Genomic DNA, 16,390 nt, shown 5'->3' on the forward strand with positions numbered 1-16,390 from the left:
CATCATCGCCGCATGCGTCTTTCCGTCTGGCTCGCCGTGCTGTTGCCGCTCGTCACCGCGGCCTGTGCCACGCCCTCGGTGGCGTACCATCCGCGGAAGGACTGCGAGGCGGGCAGCGCGGGCGCGTGCGTGGACTGGGGGGACGAGCTGGCCGGCAGGGGAGAGAAGCTCCAGGCCGAGGCCGCCTACGGACAGGCGTGCCAGGGCGGCTTCGTGATGAGCTGCATCACGCAGGGCCAGTTGCTCCGCCAGCGCGGCGAGCTGGAGGCGGCCGAGCTTCCGCTGCGCAAGGCGTACCTGGAGGAGATGCCGGAGGCCCACGAGGCGCTGGCGGACCTCTACCAGGCCCGGGGGACGCCCGCGGATGTGAAGATCGCCGAGGGCCTGCGCTTCGAGGCGCCCGCGATCGACAAGCCGGCCACGGAGTTCGTCTACCACTTCCGGATGGACTCGCGGGGGAGCCCCGGCCCGGCGCTCACCTTCAACGTGCAGCCGATGGCCTTCCTGTCACGACGGCTGAGTCTCGGGTTCCACGCCGCCTTCACTCCGATGACGGAGCTCAACGGCTTCATCGGGTACCAGCACTTCGCGTCCACCTGGGCCGTGCCGTATGCGCGGGTGATGCTCGGCGGGCTGCCCGGAGCACCTCCCGGCATGGGGCTCAACTACGGGGGAGAGCTCGGGTTGAAGCTGTGCCTGGGACCGATCGGACACCTGGATTTCGCCGTCGGCTCCTCGCGGGCCAGTCCGCTCCACGCCTCGGTGGGACTGGGCTTCAACGGGCTCTTCCTGTTGTTTCTCGCGGCCCGCTGACCTCAGCCCTTGGAGGCGGGGAGGTACTTCGCGGGCAGCGGCTGCTCGGGCGTCTCGGCGGTCCAGGCCACCGTCAGCAACCACCACCGCTTGCCATCGTGGAAGAGCTGGATGCTGTTGATGCCGCGCATGAAGGGCTTCGTGTCCGAGCCGCGCAGGGCCTCGTAGGTGCTGAAGACGTGCACGAGAGCGCCGAAGCGCTCCTCCACGCGGTGGATCTCCCGCTCGTGGAAGCCCTCCTCGAGGAGCACCTTCCCGGACGAGGTGATGTAGTCCTCGGGGGAGAGCAGCCGGTAGCCGGTGGTGCCGTCCTTGCGCTTGCCGGCGGGGATCATCCGAGCACCGGGCGCGAAGAGCGAGCGGAAGCGGTCCCAGTCGCGGGCCTGTCCCTTGGGTCCGGAGATGACGTTGTAGAGCGCGGCCACGATGGCCTCGGGGGTAGCCACGTCCTCGGGCTTCGCCTCGGGGGCGGTGGGAGCGGGAGCGGGCGTGGCCTGCGCGGGGGCCGGAGCAGGGGAGGGGGCGGGAGCGGCGGGAGCGGGCTTCTTCGGATCGGAAGCGAGCGCCGGAGCCGTCACGGCGAGGGAGAGCAGCGCGGCGGCGAGCGGCCACACGCGGAACGTGGAAGCGGAGTGCATGGAGAGCCTCGGGGACTGGGAGGGGCGCGCATCATGGCCCACGCCCTGGTGGGCGGCGAGCGTCCGATGAGCGCTGTCCGATGCCCGCTCCGCTCCACGTGAAGACTTCCAGGAAGGGGAGAGGCGCGGGTGCGGCGTCCGGCACTTCGCCTCGCCAGGGAGGGGCGCGTGTCACTACAGTCGCGCGGCCTGTGCCTGTTTCCAGGCACCGGGGGGAAATCATGAAACGCTTCGTCGTCAGTCTCGCCCTGCTCGCCGGCTGCACCACCACCACCCAGCAGGCCGCGCCGCCCGCCACCCAGACCGCCGCGAAGGCCGAGGCGCCGCGGCCTCCTGACTCCATCTATGTCTTCAAGGGCGTGGAGGTCTTCGGCTCGCGCAAGGTCCCGAAGGAGCAGCTGCTCGAGCTCATCACGCTGCCGGCTCCGGGCACGCGGCTGGACACGAAGAACGAGCAGCAGCAGAAGGAGTTCATCGGGAACCTCATGGAGAGCAAGAAGCGGCTCACCGAGACGGGCTCCTTCGCCTTCATCCGGATGTCGGTGGGCCAGGACCAGAAGCACACGATGGGCGTGACGGTGGATCTGGTCGACGTGGGGGACGAGTGGCGCATGGCCTTCAACCCCGAGCCGAAGGACGAGGTGGCCGATCCGGAGGGGCTGCTCGCGGCCTGGTCGGACTATCTGAAGACGTTCTGGAAGCTGCGGAACCAGGGCGCGGTTCCCGAGTGGGGCATGGGCACGTGCCGGGCGCCGATGGGGTGCTACGGGGGCTTCGATCATCCCGAGCTCGCGCCCATGGAGCAGCGCTTCATCGACGGAGTGCCGCGCAACGCTGGCGCGCTCGTGCGCGTGCTGCGCGAGGACAAGGACAGCGGCAAGCGAATGAACGCGCTCATGCTCCTGACGTACCTGTCCTCGCCCGAGCAACTGGTGGAGGCCATCCTCCCGTCGGTGCGTGACCCGCACGAGGGGGTGCGCAACGAGGCGCTGCGGCGACTCGGGTCGGCGCAGGAGAAGTCGAAGAAGCCCGGCATCGTTCCGATCGAGCCCATGCTCGAGGCGCTCTGGTACCCGCTGGCGACCGATCGCAACAAGGCGTGCTGGACGCTGGTGCACATCATGGAGGTGGAGGGCACGGTCCACCGGCAGCAGATCCTCGACAAGGCGGGCGAGGTGCTGGTGGCGATGGCGAGCATGCGCTCGGACCTGGATCGCGAGCCCTCGCGCAAGGTGCTGGCCCTGCTGGCGGGGCAGGACTTCGGTGACGACGTGGCGGCCTGGCGCCGCTGGTTCGAGCAGGCACGCGGCCCGCGGCCTTGAGTAAGCTGCGCTCCACCATGACTCCGTCCTCTCCCGCGGCCCGTCCATCCCGCCGCGAGGTCCTCCAGGGTCTCGCGGCGCTGCTCACCACCCCGGCGGTGCCCGCGTGGGCCGCTGCCCCGGCCTCGAAGGTAGCGGACGTGTACCGGCGGGCCGTGGTCATCGACGGGCTCACCAACGACAGCCCCCAGCTGAATCCGGACGAGGCCATCGAAGCGGGCATGACCGCGGCCATCGTCGACATGCAGATGTACCCGCGCAACTTCCAGAGCGCGCTCCAGGCCATCGCCGAGTGGCAGCCAGTGTTCCGCCGGCCCGGAAGCAAGCTGCTCCCGGTGCTGCGCGCCGCGGATCTGCAGCGCGCCAAGGCCGAGCGCAAGCTGGGCATCGTGCTGGCCTGCCAGGACGCGCAAATCCTCGATGCGGCCATGTACTCGGTGAACGACCAGAACCTGGAGAACCTGGAGCTGTTCCACGCCCAGGGGCTGCGGGTGCTGCAGATCGCGCACAACGAGCGCAACGCCCTGGGCGACTCCTACCGCGAGCCGGGCAACGCGGGGCTGAGCCTCCTGGGCCAGCGCGTGGTGGAGCGGATGAACGAGCTGGGGATGCTCGTGGACCTGTCCCACTGTGGTGACCGCACCACCGCCGAGGCCATCGAGCGTTCGAAGAAACCGTGCGCCATCACTCACGCGGGCTGCCGCGCGGTGTACGCCAGCGGGCGCAACAAGCCGGACGAGTCGCTGAAGGCCCTGGCGGACAAGGGAGGCGTGTTCGGCGTCTTCAACATGTCCGTGTGGCTGACGGACAAGCCCACGGTGGGGCTCGACGAGCTGCTGGCGCACGTGGACCACGCGGTGAAGGTGGCCGGGGTGGAGCACGTGGGGTTCGGCAGCGACGGGAACGTGCTGCGCACGGGCGGGAAGGATCCTCAGCGGGACGTCGAGGGCTTCAAGCGCTTCGTCGAGCGCAACAAGGGCCTGCCCGGTTCGGAGCAGTTGCCCCAGCACCTGCACGTGGCCGAGCTGAACGGACCGGATCGGCTGCTGCGCCTCGCCGAGGGGCTGGAGCGCCGGGGGTACAAGCCGGCCGACATCGAGAAGATCCTCGGCGGCAACTTCGTGCGGCTGTTGCGCGACACGCTGGGCTGAAGAGGGAGGGGCCGGGCCGACCGGTTCCTGACGCACGCACGGCGTCTCCCTTTGTATGGAGGGCACATCTCTGCGAGCGTGGGGGTGTCCGATGCGGCGCTCCCGCCTGTTCCAGGCCCTGATCCTCTCGCTGGCCCTGCACCTGGGCCTGGGGCTCGTGTTGTACCTGGCGCCGCCGAAGCGCGATCCATCGCTCCTGAACGCCCGTCAGGAGCCAATCCAGATCGAAGTGGTCGAGCGCGCACCGCCCCCGCGCGAAGAGCCGCCCCCGGCCCCGCCTCCAGCCATGGAGCCGCCCCGGCCACCGCGTGGCACACCGCGGCCACCGCGTGCCGCGCCGCCTCCGGCTCCGCCCCCTCCGAGCGCCACGGCCGCCGCGCCGCCGCCAGCCGCCACTCCCCCCGCCACGCCTCCCCCCGAGACCGGGCCCGAGGAGCCGGATGTGCCGCGCCAGGTGCGGCTGTTCCCGGGCCTGGGAGGCCTCGCCGTGGGTCCCTCCACGAGCGCCACCCCGGGAGCCTCCACCGGACACACGTGGAGGCCGGGGGATGGGCCCTCGCGAGAGCAGCTTCTGGCCCAGGACGGGGAGCGGGTCCGGGGCCGCGTCCAGGGCTTCCTCGATGACGGCATGGCGAGCCTGCGCGTGCAGAATGGCCTCATCGACCCCTACTTCGGCGACATGGACAAGGCGCTGGAGAAGGGGCTCAGCGGCGCGCCGCTCTTCGCGTACGAGGGCGTGTTCAAGCACTTCTTCAAGGCCACTCCGGAGCGCGGCCAGGGCCTGCGAGAGCTGCTCAAGAGCGCCGGGCGTTACGGCGCCACGGGCAGTCCGGACGCGGTGAGCGAGCCCTCGGGCACGGATCGGCTGGAAGACGTGGCGCGCTCGGGGACGGCGGGGGCCCGCGCCCGCTCGAGGCCCTCGGCCGTGGACATGTTCGAGACGTACAACAAGGCCGCCGGCGCGCTGCACGTGACGCTCGAGCTGGAGCAGTCGCGCACGGGCCGGGTGCTCGGGGTGAAGCTGGTCGACAGCTCCGGCAATCCGCTCTTCGACGCGTACGTCATCGAGCGTGTCCCCAGTTCGCTGGAGGCGCTCGGTCCCGCGACGGAGCACTTCGCGGTGAGATCCAAGGGCAACGTGCGCAGCGTCTGGGGTGTCGACGGGCACGTGAGCTTCTCGCGCACCATCCGGTTCTCGAAGCTCGACGAGCTCAACGCCGAGGACGCGGCCTACCTCTCGGCACTGATGCCCTTGGGGCTGCTGTCGGGCAACTTCGAGGAGACGCGGGGCGAGGTGATCATCCCGGACTTCCGCCGGCCGCACTTCGACATCCGGACCCAGTTGCTGCGCGTGTACTGAAAACCCCAACAACTCCAGGGGCTTGAACGAACAAAGGCCCCTGGAAGCGTGCGGTGTGCACGCCTCCGGGGCCTCGATGCCGCTGAAGACAGCCGGGCACTAGGCGCTGGCGGTCTTCTCCTGGCCCACGTTGATGCCCTGCTTGCCGAGGTAGCCCATGGCCTTGTCCTTCACGTCGGTGCGCAGTTCGGTGCCCGTCTTCGGGGCGAGCATGAGGGCGGCGATACCGCCGACAGCGCAGCCGATGAAGAACGCGCCGATGCCGGCGAACGAGCTGCGGGCGGGCTTGTAGGTGGTGAGGCCCACGTAGCGCAGCATGTCATCGGCATCGAAGTCGTCCCACTGATTCTTGGCGAACTTGGGCAGGTCCTTCATGATCTTCCGGGCGAGCAGCTTCCGGTAGATATCGCTCTTCACCGCCCACTTGGCCTTCTTCGCGAACAACATTCCGTCCTCCTCCTTGGCCACAGCCAATCCGAGAGGTGGTCACCCCCACGGCACCCACCCCTGCGAGACGGGAAAGTAGGGAGGACGGGCGAGGGGGGAACCCCCTGGGCAACGTCCTGGTGACAGGGGAGGGGGAGGGCGTCGGCTGGCGGTCAGAGTGAGGCCATGACGCGCCGTGCCCAAGGTGGGGAGTGAACGGAGAGGGCAGCCAGGCGAGCACCTTTCTGGTATGCCCCCGGCGCCATGTCATTCGATCAGAAGCTGCTCGAGAAGATCGCCCAGGTGGAGAAGGGCGGAGCCGAGAAGTACCACGCGAAGAACCGGGAGGCGGGGAAGCTGTTCGCCCGTGAGCGCATCCGGCTGCTGGTGGACGAGGGCACGTTCGTCGAGGACGGGAAGCTCGCCAACAACCTGGACGCGGAGCTGCCCTCGGACGGCGTCATCATCGGGGTGGGGAAGGTGGCGGGGCGCCCGGTGGCGATCATGGCCAACGACTCCACGGTGAAGGCGGGGAGCTGGGGCGCTCGGACGGTGGAGAAGATCCTCCGCATCCAGGAGACGGCGAAGGGGCTGAAGTGCCCGCTGCTGTACCTGGTGGACTCGGCGGGAGCGCGCATCACCGACCAGGTGGAGATGTTCCCCGGCCGGCGGGGCGCGGGCCGCATCTTCTACAACGAGGTGCACATGTCCGGCGAGGTGCCGCAGGTGTGCCTGCTCTTCGGGCCCTCGGCGGCTGGCGGCGCGTACATCCCGGCCTTCTGCGACATCGTCATCATGGTGGACGGCAACGCCTCCATGTACCTGGGCAGCCCGCGCATGGCCGAGATGGTCATTGGCGAGAAGGTGACGCTCGAGGAGATGGGCGGCGCGAAGATGCACTGCTCGGTGTCCGGCGTGGGCGACGTGCTGGTGAAGACGGAGCAGGAGGCCATCGAGGCGGCCAAGAAGTACATCTCCTACTTCCCGGAGAACTTCACCCAGGCCCCGCCCCGGGCCGAGCCCAAGAAGCCCAAGGCCAGCGGCAAGCGGGTGGATGAGATCATCCCCGCGGATCAGAACAAGCCCTTCGACATGCACGCGCTCATCGCCGAGCTGATCGACGAGGGCAGCTGGTTCGAGGTGAAGAAGCTCTTCGCCCAGGAGCTGATCACGGGCTTGGCGCGCATCGACGGCCGGCCGGTGGGGATCGTCGCCAACCAGCCCAAGTACAAGGGCGGCGTGCTCTTCGTGGACTCGGCGGACAAGGCGGCGCGCTTCATCTGGCTGTGCGACGCCTTCAACATCCCGCTCTTGTACCTGGCGGACGTGCCGGGCTTCATGATCGGCACCAAGGTGGAGCGCGCGGGCATCATCCGGGCGGGCGCGAAGATGATCTCCGCGGTGTCCGAGGCCAGCGTGCCGAGGATCTGCGTGGTGGTGCGCAAGGCGTACGGCGCGGGCCTGTACGCCATGAGCGGCCCGGGGTTCGCTCCGGACGCCACCCTGGCGCTGCCCCAGGCGATGATCGCCGTGATGGGCCCCGAGGCGGCGGTGAACGCCGTCTACTTCAACAAGATCCAGGAGAAGCCCGAGGCCGAGCGGGCCGCCTACGTCCAGCAGCTCCGGGACGAGTACCGTCAGGACGTGGACATCTACAAGCTGGCGAGCGAGCTGGTGGTGGATGAGATCATCCCGGGCGACCGGCTGCGCAACGAGTTGCTCCAGCGTTATGAGTTGTATTCCCGGCGCTTCCAGCCCCGGGAGACGAAGAAGCACGGCGTCTACCCGGTTTGACGGTCCCCCCTCCACCCTCTGCTATACATCTCCCCATGGACTTCGAACTTCCCGAAAGCCATCGAGCCCTCCAGTCCTCCCTTCGTGACTTCTGCGAGCGCAAGGTGAAGCCCTACGCACGCGAGTGGGACAAGGACGAGAAGTTCCCGATGGAAGTGGTGAAGGAGCTGGGCGAGCTGGGCGTGATGGGCATGCTGGTGTCCGAGGAGTACGGCGGCGCCGCCATGGACTCGCTCGCCGTGGCGGTGGCGGTCGAGGAGATCGCCCGCTACGACGGCTCGCTGGCCCTCACCGTGGCGTCCCACAACGGGCTGGGCACCAGCCACCTGCGCGTGTTCGGCAACAAGGAGCAGCTGCGCAAGTACCTGCCGAAGCTGGCCACCGGCGAGTACCTGGGCGCCTGGGGCCTGACGGAGCCCGGCAGCGGCTCGGACGCCGCGGGCATGAAGACGACGGCCGTGCGCAAGGGCGACAAGTGGGTGCTCAACGGCGCCAAGATGTTCATCACCCAGGGCACGGTGGGCAGCGTCTTCGTGGTGCTGGCGGTGACGTCGCCGGCCAAGAAGCAGAAGGGCATCACCGCCTTCATCCTCGAGAAGGGGATGCCGGGCTTCAGCCAGCGGTCCATCCACGGCAAGCTGGGCATGCGCTCCTCGGACACGGCGGAGCTGGTGCTGGAGAACGTGGAGGTTCCTGACTCGCAGCGGCTGGGCGAGGTGGACCACGGCTTCATCGACACGATGAAGATCCTCGACAAGGGCCGCATCACCATCGGCGCGCTGTCGGTGGGCCTGGCCCGGGGCGCCCTGGAGGAGTCGGTGCGCTACGCCCGGGAGCGCACGGCCTTCGGCCAGCCCATCTCCGAGTTCCAGGGGCTGCGCTGGATGTTCGCGGACATGAAGACGGAGACGGACGCGGCGCGGCTGCTGGTGCACCGGGCGGCGTACCTGGCCGATCAGGGCCAGCCGTACAGCGAGGAAGCCTCCATGGCCAAGCTGTTCGCCTCCGAGGTGGCCACGCGGGCCTGCAACAAGGCGGTGCAGATCCACGGCGGCTACGGCTACACCCGCGAGTTCCCCGTCGAGCGCTACCTGCGCGACGCCAAGCTGTGTGAGATCGGCGAGGGGACGAGTGAGATCCAGCGCTCCATCATCGCGCGCGAGGTCTTCAAGAAGGCCTGAAAGAAGGCCTGAGGCGCACGGGTCCGGCCGCGACGGCCCGGACGGGAGCCACGGGACGAGGGGAGGGCCAGGAAGGCGCCCCCTCGTCCTGTTCGTGTTAGAGGGATACCGAGACTCCCCTGGAGCAAACGAGGGGAGGGAGGGCTCGTCCCCCTGAGGGGTGGGCTGGAGCCGAGGGTGCTGCTCGAAGTGGAGGGGAGACCCTACCGTTTCGCAGCGGAAGTTTCGAACTGGATGAGGCCGTGGCGACCCTGCAACCCGCTGAGCGAGTGAAGGCCCTGGAAGAGCGGCTGGGGACGACGTTCCCCCGTCCCGAGCTGGGGCTCACCGCGCTGACGCACAAGAGCTGGATCAACGAGCACCGGGGCGAGGGCTTCCAGGACAACGAGCGGCTGGAGTTCCTCGGGGACGCGGTGCTCAACCTGGCGGTGGGACACCGGCTGATGGAGCGTTTCCCCCAGATGAAGGAGGGGGAGCTGACGCCGCTGCGTGCGCGCATCGTCAACGAGGAGGGCCTCTCGCGCATCGCCCGGCGGCTGGGGCTGGGCGAGCTGCTGCAGTTGGGGCGGGGCGAGGAGCTGAGCGGTGGCCGGGAGAAGAGCTCGCTGCTGGCCAACGCGCTGGAGGCGGTGTTCGCCGCCGTGTACCTGGGCTCGGGGCTGGAGCCGGTGATGGGGCTGGTGGACCGGCACTTCGCGGAGGCGCTGGAGGGGGTGGCGCAGGCGCTGAGCCGGCAGGACTACAAGACGAAGCTGCAGGAGGCGGCGCAGGACAGGCTCAAGCTGACGCCCCGCTACCAGATCGTCTCCGAGGTGGGCCCGGACCACGAGAAGATCTTCGAGGTGGAGGTGATGCTGGGCTCGGACGTGTACGCGCGCGCCACGGGCCGCAGCAAGAAGGACGCCGAGCAGACGGCCGCCCATGGGGCCCTGGTGCTGCTGGACCGGGGAGAGAAGCCAGGGCAGGGGGCCGCCGCGCCGCCGGATCCGGGGACACTGAATCCGGGGACTCCGGGGGCTGCCGGGCAGGCGCCGGCACCGGTTCCGGGTCCGAAGGACGACACCCCGGCTTGAAACTGCTTGGCCGCCTGGGGGGTGGAGCATAAGGTCCCGCGCCCATCCGCTAGTGGGTTTCAATCTGGGAGGCAGCCATGGGAATGATGGATGAGGCGCGTGCGGGCAATGATCTCTACGCCACCTTCGACACCACCGAGGGTCAGATTGTCGTGAAGCTCTTCGCGAAGGATGCGCCGGAGACGGTGCAGAACTTCGTGGGGCTGGCCACCGGCGAGAAGGAGTGGGTGCACCCGGGGACGCGCGAGCGCATGACGGGCAAGCCGCTCTACGACGGGACGATCTTCCACCGCTGCATCGGCAACTTCATGATCCAGGGCGGGGATCCGCTCGGTCAGGGCATCGGCGGGCCGGGGTACAAGTTCAAGGATGAGTTCCAGAGCGGCCGCCGGTTCGACAAGAAGGGCCTGCTGGCCATGGCGAACGCCGGCCCCAACACCAACGGCAGCCAGTTCTTCATCACCGTGGTGCCCACGCCGCACCTGAACAACCGGCACACCATCTTCGGCGAGGTCGTGAAGGGCCAGGACGTGGCCGACCGCATCGCCAACGAGATTCCCAAGGGCGCGGGCGACCGGCCCAGGAAGGACGTGGTCATCAGCAAGCTGACCATCAGCACCTCCGCGCCGGCCTAGGCGTCCTGGCCGCCCTGGAGGCGGTTGCCCGCCCGGTTGGTTCTTGTCACGGCGGGTCCGATGTTCCATGTCGTTCCGAGTAGTTCTTGGGGTGCCCCCTCCAGAGGGGGCTTCCTGATCACCTTCGACCTTCGAAGCTTTAGATGGCTCCTCAGCAGAAGACACACCGCAGCGGATTCGCCGCGCTCATTGGCCGTCCGAACGTGGGCAAGAGCACGCTGCTCAATCAACTGACAGGCGAGAAGCTCGCCATCGTCTCTCCCAAGCCGCAGACCACCCGGAACCGGATTCTGGGCGTGGTGACGCGGCCGGAGGGGCAGGTGGCCTTCCTCGACACGCCCGGCATCCATCAGGCCAAGGGCGAGCTCAACCGTTACATGGTGGACGTGGCCCTGCAGGCGGTGGACGACGTGGACCTGGTCCTGTTCGTCGTCGAGCCCGGGGGCATCGCGGAGAAACCCGAGGTGAGTCCGGGCAACCGGTTCATCCTCGAGCGGCTGCAGAAGGCGGGCAAGCCCACCTTCCTGGTCATCAACAAGATCGACACCGTGCTCAAGCCGGTGCTGCTGCCGCTCATCGAGCTGTATCGAAAGGAGTTCCCCTTCGCCGAGGTGGTGCCCATCTCCGCGAAGGACGACGACGGTGTGGAAAACCTCTTCCAGGCGGTGCTCCAGCACATGCCCGAGGGCGATCCACTCTTTCCCGAGGATGTGCTGACGGACCAGGCGGAGAAGACGCTGGTGGCCGAGTACATCCGCGAGCAGGTGCTGCGTCACTGCCGGCAGGAGATTCCGTACTCCACGGCGGTGCTGGTGGACTTCTTCGACGAGTCCGAGCGCGAGCCACCGCCTGGAACGCCCCCCGGGAAGCTGGCGGGCCTCATCCGGATTGCCGCCTCCATCTACGTGGAGCGTGACAGCCAGAAGGCCATCATCATCGGGAAGCAGGGGCAGATGCTGAAGACGATCGGGACGGACGCGCGCAAGGCCATCCAGCGGTTGCTGGGGGCGCACGTGTACCTCTCGCTACGGGTCCGGGTGGAGCCTCGCTGGAGCGAGCGTCCCGATGGCCTCAAGAAGCTGGGTTACGAGTAGGAAGTACGCGCATGAAGCCTCTGGTCGCCATCGTGGGCCGTCCCAACGTGGGCAAGTCCACGCTCTTCAATCGCCTCGCCAGGCGCCGTATCGCCCTGGTGGAGGACCAACCTGGAGTCACCCGCGACCGGCATTACTGGGACGTGGACTACGACGGCCGGGACATCACCATCATCGACACGGGCGGTTTCGTGCCCGGGGAGAAGGACTCCCTGCTGCAACAGGTGCGCGAGCAGGCGCAGCTGGCCGTGGAGGAGTGTGATGCCATCATCTTCGTGACGGACGCCCGGGTCGGCCTGACCTCGGCGGACCAGGACGTGGCCACCTACCTGCGCCAGAGTGGCAAGCCGGTGGTGGTGGCCGCCAACAAGCTGGACACCGAATCGGGCACCATGCAGTCGCTCGCCGGCGAGTTCTTCAAGCTCGGGCTGGGGGACGTGTTCCCCATCTCGGCCGAGCACGGCCTGGGGGTGGGCTCCATGATGGAGACGGTGATGGGCAAGCTGCCCCCGCTGTCTCCCGAGGAGCTCGCGGCCCGCGAGCAGGCCGACAAGGCCGAGGAAGCCGCGGAGGAGGGCGAGGAGGGTGCCGAGGGCGAGGAGGCCGCGCCCGCCGAGGAGGAGGATCGTCCCATCCGGGTGGCCATCATCGGCCGGCCCAACGTGGGCAAGAGCACCCTGGTCAACGCGCTGCTGAAGCAGAAGCGGGTGGTGGCCAGCGAGATACCCGGCACCACGCGGGATCCGATCGACTCGGAGCTGACGTACAAGGACCGCAAGGTCATCCTTACGGACACGGCCGGCATCCGGCGCAAGAAGACGATCGCCCACCGGGTGGAGAAGTTCTCGGTGGTGGCGGCGCTCAAGTCGCTGGATCGCAGCGACGTGGCGGTGTTGTTGATGGACGCCACGGAGCCGGCGGTGGATCAGGACGCGAAGCTGGCCGGCATCGCCGAGGAGAAGGGCCGCGCGCTGGTCATCGTGGTGAACAAGTGGGACTTGATCAGCACGGACAAGCGTAAGCAGGAGCTGTTCCGCGAGGACCTCAAGCACGCGCTGAAGTTCGTGCATTATGCGCCCATCGTGTTCACCTCGGCGCTGACGGGCTCCAAGGTGGAGAAGGTGCTGGAGCTGGCGGTGGAGCTGGCGGTCCAGTTCCGCTACCGGGCGCCCACGCCGCAGCTCAACCGGCTGTTGGAGCACATGGCGGACAACCACCCGGCGCCCATCGTCGGGCGCGGTCCGCTCCGGTTGTACTACATGGCCCAGGTGGGGACGGCGCCTCCCACGTTCGCCATCACCTGCAACCGGCCTGACGGTGTACCGGACATGTACAAGCGGTACATCACCAACCAGCTGCGCGGGACGTTCGATCTCCGGGTGCCCATCCGGTTGTTGTTCCGGGATCGCCCGGGCCAGGCCAAGCGCGCGGCGCGCAAGCGGCCCAAGCTGGCCGGGAAGTCGAAGCATTAAGGGCTGTCCGCGTTGACACTGCGGGTGCGCGCTCCGTAGATTGCGCGCCCTTCGACCCTGTACAGAGGTGCGAACCACCGTGGCCGAGAAGTCCGAGAAGATGACGAAGCAGGAGCTCAGCGCTCCCGATGCCTTCCAGCTGTACGGCGCCGAGGCGAGTGACTGGCTGATGAAGCGCAGCCAGATCATCAGCACCGTGGCGGTCGTGCTCGTCGTGGGTGGGCTGATCGCCGCGCTGGTGCATTACTTCAACAACCGGAGCGAGGAGGCGGCGGCCAAGCAGCTCGGCCAGACGCTGGAGACGCTGGAGCGCCCGGTGGTGGAAGGGGTGGCGCTGCAGCCGGGTCCCGGTGAGCTGCCTCCCTTCAAGTCCGAGAAGGAGCGGGATGAGACGACCGTCACGGAGCTCACGAAGTTCCGGACGGACCACAAGGGCACCGAGGCCGCGCTGACGGCGGGGCTGCCGCTGGGCAAGGCCCAGTACCGTCTGGGCAACTACGACGGGGCGCTGGCCACCTTCGAGGAGTACACCAAGGAGGCTCCGAAGAGCTCTGCGCTGCGGATCTCGGCCTACGAGGGCCTGGGTTACGCCCACGAGGCCAAGGGTCAGCTGGACCAGGCGCTCGAGGCCTTCAAGCAGATGGGGCAGGCGGAGGCCGGTGAGTTCATGCAGGGCATGGGGCAGTACCACCAGGCGCGCATCCTCGTGGCCCAGGGCAAGAAGGACGAGGCGGCGCAGCTGCTGGCGGACCTGAAGGCCTCGCAGGGGACCTCGGCCGCGGGGCGGCTGGCCACCGAGCGGCTGGCGGTGCTGGGCGCTCAGGGGGTGAAGATCCCCGAGCCGAAGACGCCGCCCGCGGCCAACCTGACGCCGGACGCGGGGTGAGCGCCTGACTATGCGCACCGCGAGCGGGTGGAAGCGTTGGGTGGGTGGGCTCGCGGCAGCGGGCCTGCTCGGCGGCTGCACCACGGTCCCGGTGTACGGCAACCCCGTCACCCCCGCGCCGGTGCAGCCTCCCCACCACTTCTTCACGGTGGACTGGTGGAGGCAGCTCGTCAGCCCCACGCTGCTCGAGTACGCCCCGCGCGAGCACGCGCAGCCGGCGTATGACGTGAAGAACGAGCGCGTCCTCACGCTGACCCGGGATGGCCTCGTCCGCAGCTTCGATGCGAAGGGCACGGAGGTGTGGCGTTACACGGTGGGCAACCGCTTCTACGCGGGCGCCACGGTGGACGACGGCATCGCCTACGTGCCGGGCAACGACGGCGTGCTGCACGCGCTGGATGGGAAGACGGGCGCGCCCAAGTGGAAGTACATGGCGGGCGAGGCGCTGGCGACGGCGCCGGTGGTGGCGGGCGGCCTGGTGCTGGTGGCCTCGCAGAGCGACACCCTGTTCGCGGTGAAGCGGGACACGGGCGAGCTGGCGTGGCTGTACCGGAGGGATCCTCCCGCGGGCTTCACCATCCACCGGGCGTCCACGCCGGCGGTGCGTGAGCAGGCGGTCTGGGTGGGCTTCTCCGACGGCACGCTGGTGTCGCTGGACCTGGCGGACGGCAGCGTGCGCTGGGAGAAGGCACTGGCGCCGGGCGGAACCACGCAGTTCGTCGACGTGGACACCTCGCCGGTGCTGGACGAGGCGGGCCATGTGTATGCGGCCTCGTACGCCGGGGGCCTCTACGCGCTCGACGCCGAGACGGGCGACGTGGTGTGGAACTCGGTGGCCCAGGGCATCACCTCGCTGGTGATGCACGGCAACGTGCTGGTGGCCACGGGGGATGACCGCCTGGATGCCTACCTGGGAGACAGCGGAAAGCTCCTCTGGTCGCAGACCCTGGAGGAAAGGGCCGGGATGGAGCCGGTGTTGGTCAAGGGGATGCTCCTGGTACCTGCACAGCGCTCGTTGCTCTTCGTGGACCCGCGCACGGGCCAGTCGCGCCTGGCGTGGAACCCGGGAGAGGGAATCTCGGCTCCGCCCCGGGTGGTGGGCGGCAAGCTGTATGTGCTGTCCAACAACGGCTACCTGTACTCCCTCGTGCTGGACGGGAGGAGCGGTTGACGCAGGGGGCCGCGAAGAGGACGGTCCGTGTGGTGGCCGCCCTGATTCCCCAGCCTGGGGATGACTCGCGGTTCCTGGTGCAGCAGCGGCTGCCGGGCGGGAGCCGGGGGCTCCTCTGGGAGTTTCCGGGCGGCAAGGTGGAGCCCGGAGAGTCCGAGCCGGATGCACTGGCTCGGGAGTGCCGGGAGGAGCTGGATGTGCAGCTCCTCGTGGGGAGGCGGCTATGGGCGGGGAGACACGAGTATTCGGACCTGACGGTGGAGCTGGTGCTGTACGCGGCCCGGCTGACGTCGGGGGAGCCGAAGACGCTGGGAGCCAACGCCCTGGCCTTCCTGACGCCGGTGGAGATGCGGGCGCTGCCGTTCTGCGAGGCGGACATTCCGCCCCTGGAGGACCTGGTAGCGGGCAGGCTGGGTCCGCTGGGCTGATGCTGCGGCGCACCTTCCAGCTCATTCCGGGGGTGGGTCCCTGGAAGGAGAAGGACCTGTGGGCCCGGGGCATCCACACCTGGGATGACTTTCCGGACAACGGGTCGGTGCTCGGCCAGAAGCTGGACGAGGGCGCCCGTCGGCGGCTGGCGCTGGCGCGCGAGGCCCTGGAGCGGCGCGACCTGAAGGGCCTGGCCGCCATGGTGCCGCCGCGGGAGCATTGGCGGCTGTACCCCGAGTTCGCGCGCGACGCGGTCTACTTCGACATCGAGACGGACGGAAAGCAGGAGCAGGCGCCCACGGTGGTGGCCCTGTTCGATGACGCGGGCCTGCGCGTCTTCATCCAGGGCCGCAACATGGACGAGCTGCCGGAGGCCATGGCGGAGCGGCGGCTGTGGGTGACGTTCAACGGCTCGTGCTTCGACGTGCCGGTGCTGCGCGACTACTTCGGCAAGCGCTTCCCGACGCCGGACGCCCACATCGATTTGCGCTTCGTGTGCCGGCGGTTGGGGATGGGCGGCGGGCTGAAGGAGATCGAGGACAAGCTGGGGCTGGGGCGGCCGCCGCACATGAAGGGCGTGAACGGGTGGGACGCGGTGCTGCTGTGGCGCGCGTACCTGGCGCGCGGGGACGTGGAGGCCCTGCGCTTCCTCGTCGAGTACAACCTCTATGACTCGTTCCAGCTCCGGAGCCTGATGGACAAGGCGTACAACCGGGCCCTGGACGATCTGAACCTGGACGCCGAGCCGCGGGTGCCGGTGTTCGAGCGGGGCGAGGTCCTCTACGACGTGAGCCGGCTCATCATGGAGCTGGGGCCCACGGAGAGGGATCTGCGAGTGCTCGAGCGGGTGCGCGCCCAGGATCGGGATCTGCACCAGGACTGACGCCCCTCGGAACCCGAGGGGAGAAGTCGTGCCGCCGTGTCAGCCCGCTCTGGTAGGGTGGC

The 16,390-nt window shown here is 68.8% G+C and carries 16 protein-coding genes; 14 read left to right on the top strand and 2 right to left on the bottom strand.

The genetic code is table 11. The annotated features are described in order from the left end of the window. The first annotated feature begins 12 nt into the window (after positions 1 to 12). Positions 13 to 813 (top strand): hypothetical protein, encoded by an 801-nt coding sequence (locus NR798_RS23930; protein ID WP_375764788.1) that lies wholly within the window; start codon positions 13 to 15, stop codon positions 811 to 813. 2 nt (positions 814 to 815) lie between these two features. Here the strand turns inward: NR798_RS23930 and NR798_RS23935 are convergent, their stop codons facing one another. Then, the gene (locus NR798_RS23935) at positions 816 to 1,451 is read right to left on the bottom strand and encodes a nuclear transport factor 2 family protein (protein WP_375764789.1); all 636 of its coding nucleotides are present in this window, start codon (positions 1,449 to 1,451) and stop codon (positions 816 to 818) included. A gap of 221 nt (positions 1,452 to 1,672) precedes the next feature. Between NR798_RS23935 and NR798_RS23940 the strand changes: the two genes are divergently transcribed. The 3 genes from NR798_RS23940 (at position 1,673) to NR798_RS23950 (ending at position 5,284) form a co-directional block, all read left to right on the top strand. Next, complete coding sequence (locus NR798_RS23940) at positions 1,673 to 2,773, top strand: HEAT repeat domain-containing protein (RefSeq protein WP_375764790.1); 1,101 nt, start codon at positions 1,673 to 1,675, stop codon at positions 2,771 to 2,773. Positions 2,774 to 2,790: 17 nt separating this feature from the next. Further along, entirely contained in the window at positions 2,791 to 3,924 is a 1,134-nt protein-coding gene (locus NR798_RS23945) for a dipeptidase (protein ID WP_375764791.1), read from the top strand. 91 nt (positions 3,925 to 4,015) lie between these two features. Then, positions 4,016 to 5,284 (top strand): energy transducer TonB, encoded by a 1,269-nt coding sequence (locus NR798_RS23950; RefSeq protein WP_375764792.1) that lies wholly within the window; start codon positions 4,016 to 4,018, stop codon positions 5,282 to 5,284. A 99-nt stretch (positions 5,285 to 5,383) separates the two neighbouring features. Here NR798_RS23950 and NR798_RS23955 read toward each other — a convergent pair whose 3' ends face one another. Further along, positions 5,384 to 5,731, bottom strand: coding sequence for a YtxH domain-containing protein (locus NR798_RS23955; protein ID WP_375764793.1), 348 nt, complete (start codon positions 5,729 to 5,731; stop codon positions 5,384 to 5,386). 243 nt (positions 5,732 to 5,974) lie between these two features. Here NR798_RS23955 and NR798_RS23960 point away from each other — a divergent pair, with 243 nt between their 5' ends. The 10 genes from NR798_RS23960 to NR798_RS24005 all read left to right on the top strand — a co-directional run bounded on the left by NR798_RS23960 (position 5,975) and on the right by NR798_RS24005 (position 16,328). Then, positions 5,975 to 7,504 (top strand): acyl-CoA carboxylase subunit beta, encoded by a 1,530-nt coding sequence (locus NR798_RS23960; protein WP_375764794.1) that lies wholly within the window; start codon positions 5,975 to 5,977, stop codon positions 7,502 to 7,504. A 35-nt stretch (positions 7,505 to 7,539) separates the two neighbouring features. After that, the gene (locus NR798_RS23965; RefSeq protein WP_375764795.1) at positions 7,540 to 8,685 is read left to right on the top strand and encodes an acyl-CoA dehydrogenase family protein; all 1,146 of its coding nucleotides are present in this window, start codon (positions 7,540 to 7,542) and stop codon (positions 8,683 to 8,685) included. Positions 8,686 to 8,927: 242 nt separating this feature from the next. Next, positions 8,928 to 9,758: a ribonuclease III gene (rnc, locus tag NR798_RS23970; RefSeq protein WP_375764796.1), complete on the top strand. Its 831-nt coding sequence runs from the start codon at positions 8,928 to 8,930 to the stop codon at positions 9,756 to 9,758. A gap of 77 nt (positions 9,759 to 9,835) precedes the next feature. Then, positions 9,836 to 10,393 (top strand): peptidylprolyl isomerase, encoded by a 558-nt coding sequence (locus NR798_RS23975; protein ID WP_329725563.1) that lies wholly within the window; start codon positions 9,836 to 9,838, stop codon positions 10,391 to 10,393. Between the two features lie 143 nt (positions 10,394 to 10,536). Further along, the gene (gene era, locus NR798_RS23980) at positions 10,537 to 11,487 is read left to right on the top strand and encodes a GTPase Era (RefSeq protein WP_375764797.1); all 951 of its coding nucleotides are present in this window, start codon (positions 10,537 to 10,539) and stop codon (positions 11,485 to 11,487) included. Positions 11,488 to 11,498: 11 nt separating this feature from the next. Further along, positions 11,499 to 12,959, top strand: coding sequence for a ribosome biogenesis GTPase Der (der, locus tag NR798_RS23985; RefSeq protein ID WP_375764798.1), 1,461 nt, complete (start codon positions 11,499 to 11,501; stop codon positions 12,957 to 12,959). A 79-nt stretch (positions 12,960 to 13,038) separates the two neighbouring features. Continuing rightward, positions 13,039 to 13,845, top strand: coding sequence for a tol-pal system YbgF family protein (locus tag NR798_RS23990; protein WP_375764799.1), 807 nt, complete (start codon positions 13,039 to 13,041; stop codon positions 13,843 to 13,845). 40 nt (positions 13,846 to 13,885) lie between these two features. Then, the gene (locus NR798_RS23995; protein ID WP_375764800.1) at positions 13,886 to 15,016 is read left to right on the top strand and encodes a PQQ-binding-like beta-propeller repeat protein; all 1,131 of its coding nucleotides are present in this window, start codon (positions 13,886 to 13,888) and stop codon (positions 15,014 to 15,016) included. 29 nt (positions 15,017 to 15,045) lie between these two features. Next, positions 15,046 to 15,444 carry a (deoxy)nucleoside triphosphate pyrophosphohydrolase gene (locus NR798_RS24000; protein WP_375764801.1) on the top strand — a complete coding sequence of 133 codons (399 nt, stop codon included), beginning with the start codon at positions 15,046 to 15,048 and terminating at the stop codon, positions 15,442 to 15,444. After that, the gene (locus tag NR798_RS24005) at positions 15,444 to 16,328 is read left to right on the top strand and encodes a ribonuclease H-like domain-containing protein (protein WP_375764802.1); all 885 of its coding nucleotides are present in this window, start codon (positions 15,444 to 15,446) and stop codon (positions 16,326 to 16,328) included. Before NR798_RS24000 ends, NR798_RS24005 begins: the two co-directional genes overlap by 1 nt. Positions 16,329 to 16,390 lie beyond the last annotated feature (62 nt).

The organism is Archangium gephyra, from assembly GCF_042230915.1.
GTDB classification, from domain to species: Bacteria; Myxococcota; Myxococcia; order Myxococcales; family Myxococcaceae; genus Archangium; species Archangium gephyra_B.

What these genes read in the sequence shown, in the direction of transcription:
- NR798_RS23930 (WP_375764788.1), top strand. Translation starts at nt 13, where the DNA reads ATGCGTCTTTCCGTCTGGCTCGCCGTGCTGTTGCCGCTCGTCACCGCG.
- NR798_RS23935 (WP_375764789.1), bottom strand. Translation starts at nt 1,451, where the DNA reads ATGCACTCCGCTTCCACGTTCCGCGTGTGGCCGCTCGCCGCCGCGCTG.
- NR798_RS23940 (WP_375764790.1), top strand. Translation starts at nt 1,673, where the DNA reads ATGAAACGCTTCGTCGTCAGTCTCGCCCTGCTCGCCGGCTGCACCACC.
- NR798_RS23945 (WP_375764791.1), top strand. Translation starts at nt 2,791, where the DNA reads ATGACTCCGTCCTCTCCCGCGGCCCGTCCATCCCGCCGCGAGGTCCTC.
- NR798_RS23950 (WP_375764792.1), top strand. Translation starts at nt 4,016, where the DNA reads ATGCGGCGCTCCCGCCTGTTCCAGGCCCTGATCCTCTCGCTGGCCCTG.
- NR798_RS23955 (WP_375764793.1), bottom strand. Translation starts at nt 5,731, where the DNA reads ATGTTGTTCGCGAAGAAGGCCAAGTGGGCGGTGAAGAGCGATATCTAC.
- NR798_RS23960 (WP_375764794.1), top strand. Translation starts at nt 5,975, where the DNA reads ATGTCATTCGATCAGAAGCTGCTCGAGAAGATCGCCCAGGTGGAGAAG.
- NR798_RS23965 (WP_375764795.1), top strand. Translation starts at nt 7,540, where the DNA reads ATGGACTTCGAACTTCCCGAAAGCCATCGAGCCCTCCAGTCCTCCCTT.
- NR798_RS23975 (WP_329725563.1), top strand. Translation starts at nt 9,836, where the DNA reads ATGGGAATGATGGATGAGGCGCGTGCGGGCAATGATCTCTACGCCACC.
- era (WP_375764797.1), top strand. Translation starts at nt 10,537, where the DNA reads ATGGCTCCTCAGCAGAAGACACACCGCAGCGGATTCGCCGCGCTCATT.
- der (WP_375764798.1), top strand. Translation starts at nt 11,499, where the DNA reads ATGAAGCCTCTGGTCGCCATCGTGGGCCGTCCCAACGTGGGCAAGTCC.
- NR798_RS24005 (WP_375764802.1), top strand. Translation starts at nt 15,444, where the DNA reads ATGCTGCGGCGCACCTTCCAGCTCATTCCGGGGGTGGGTCCCTGGAAG.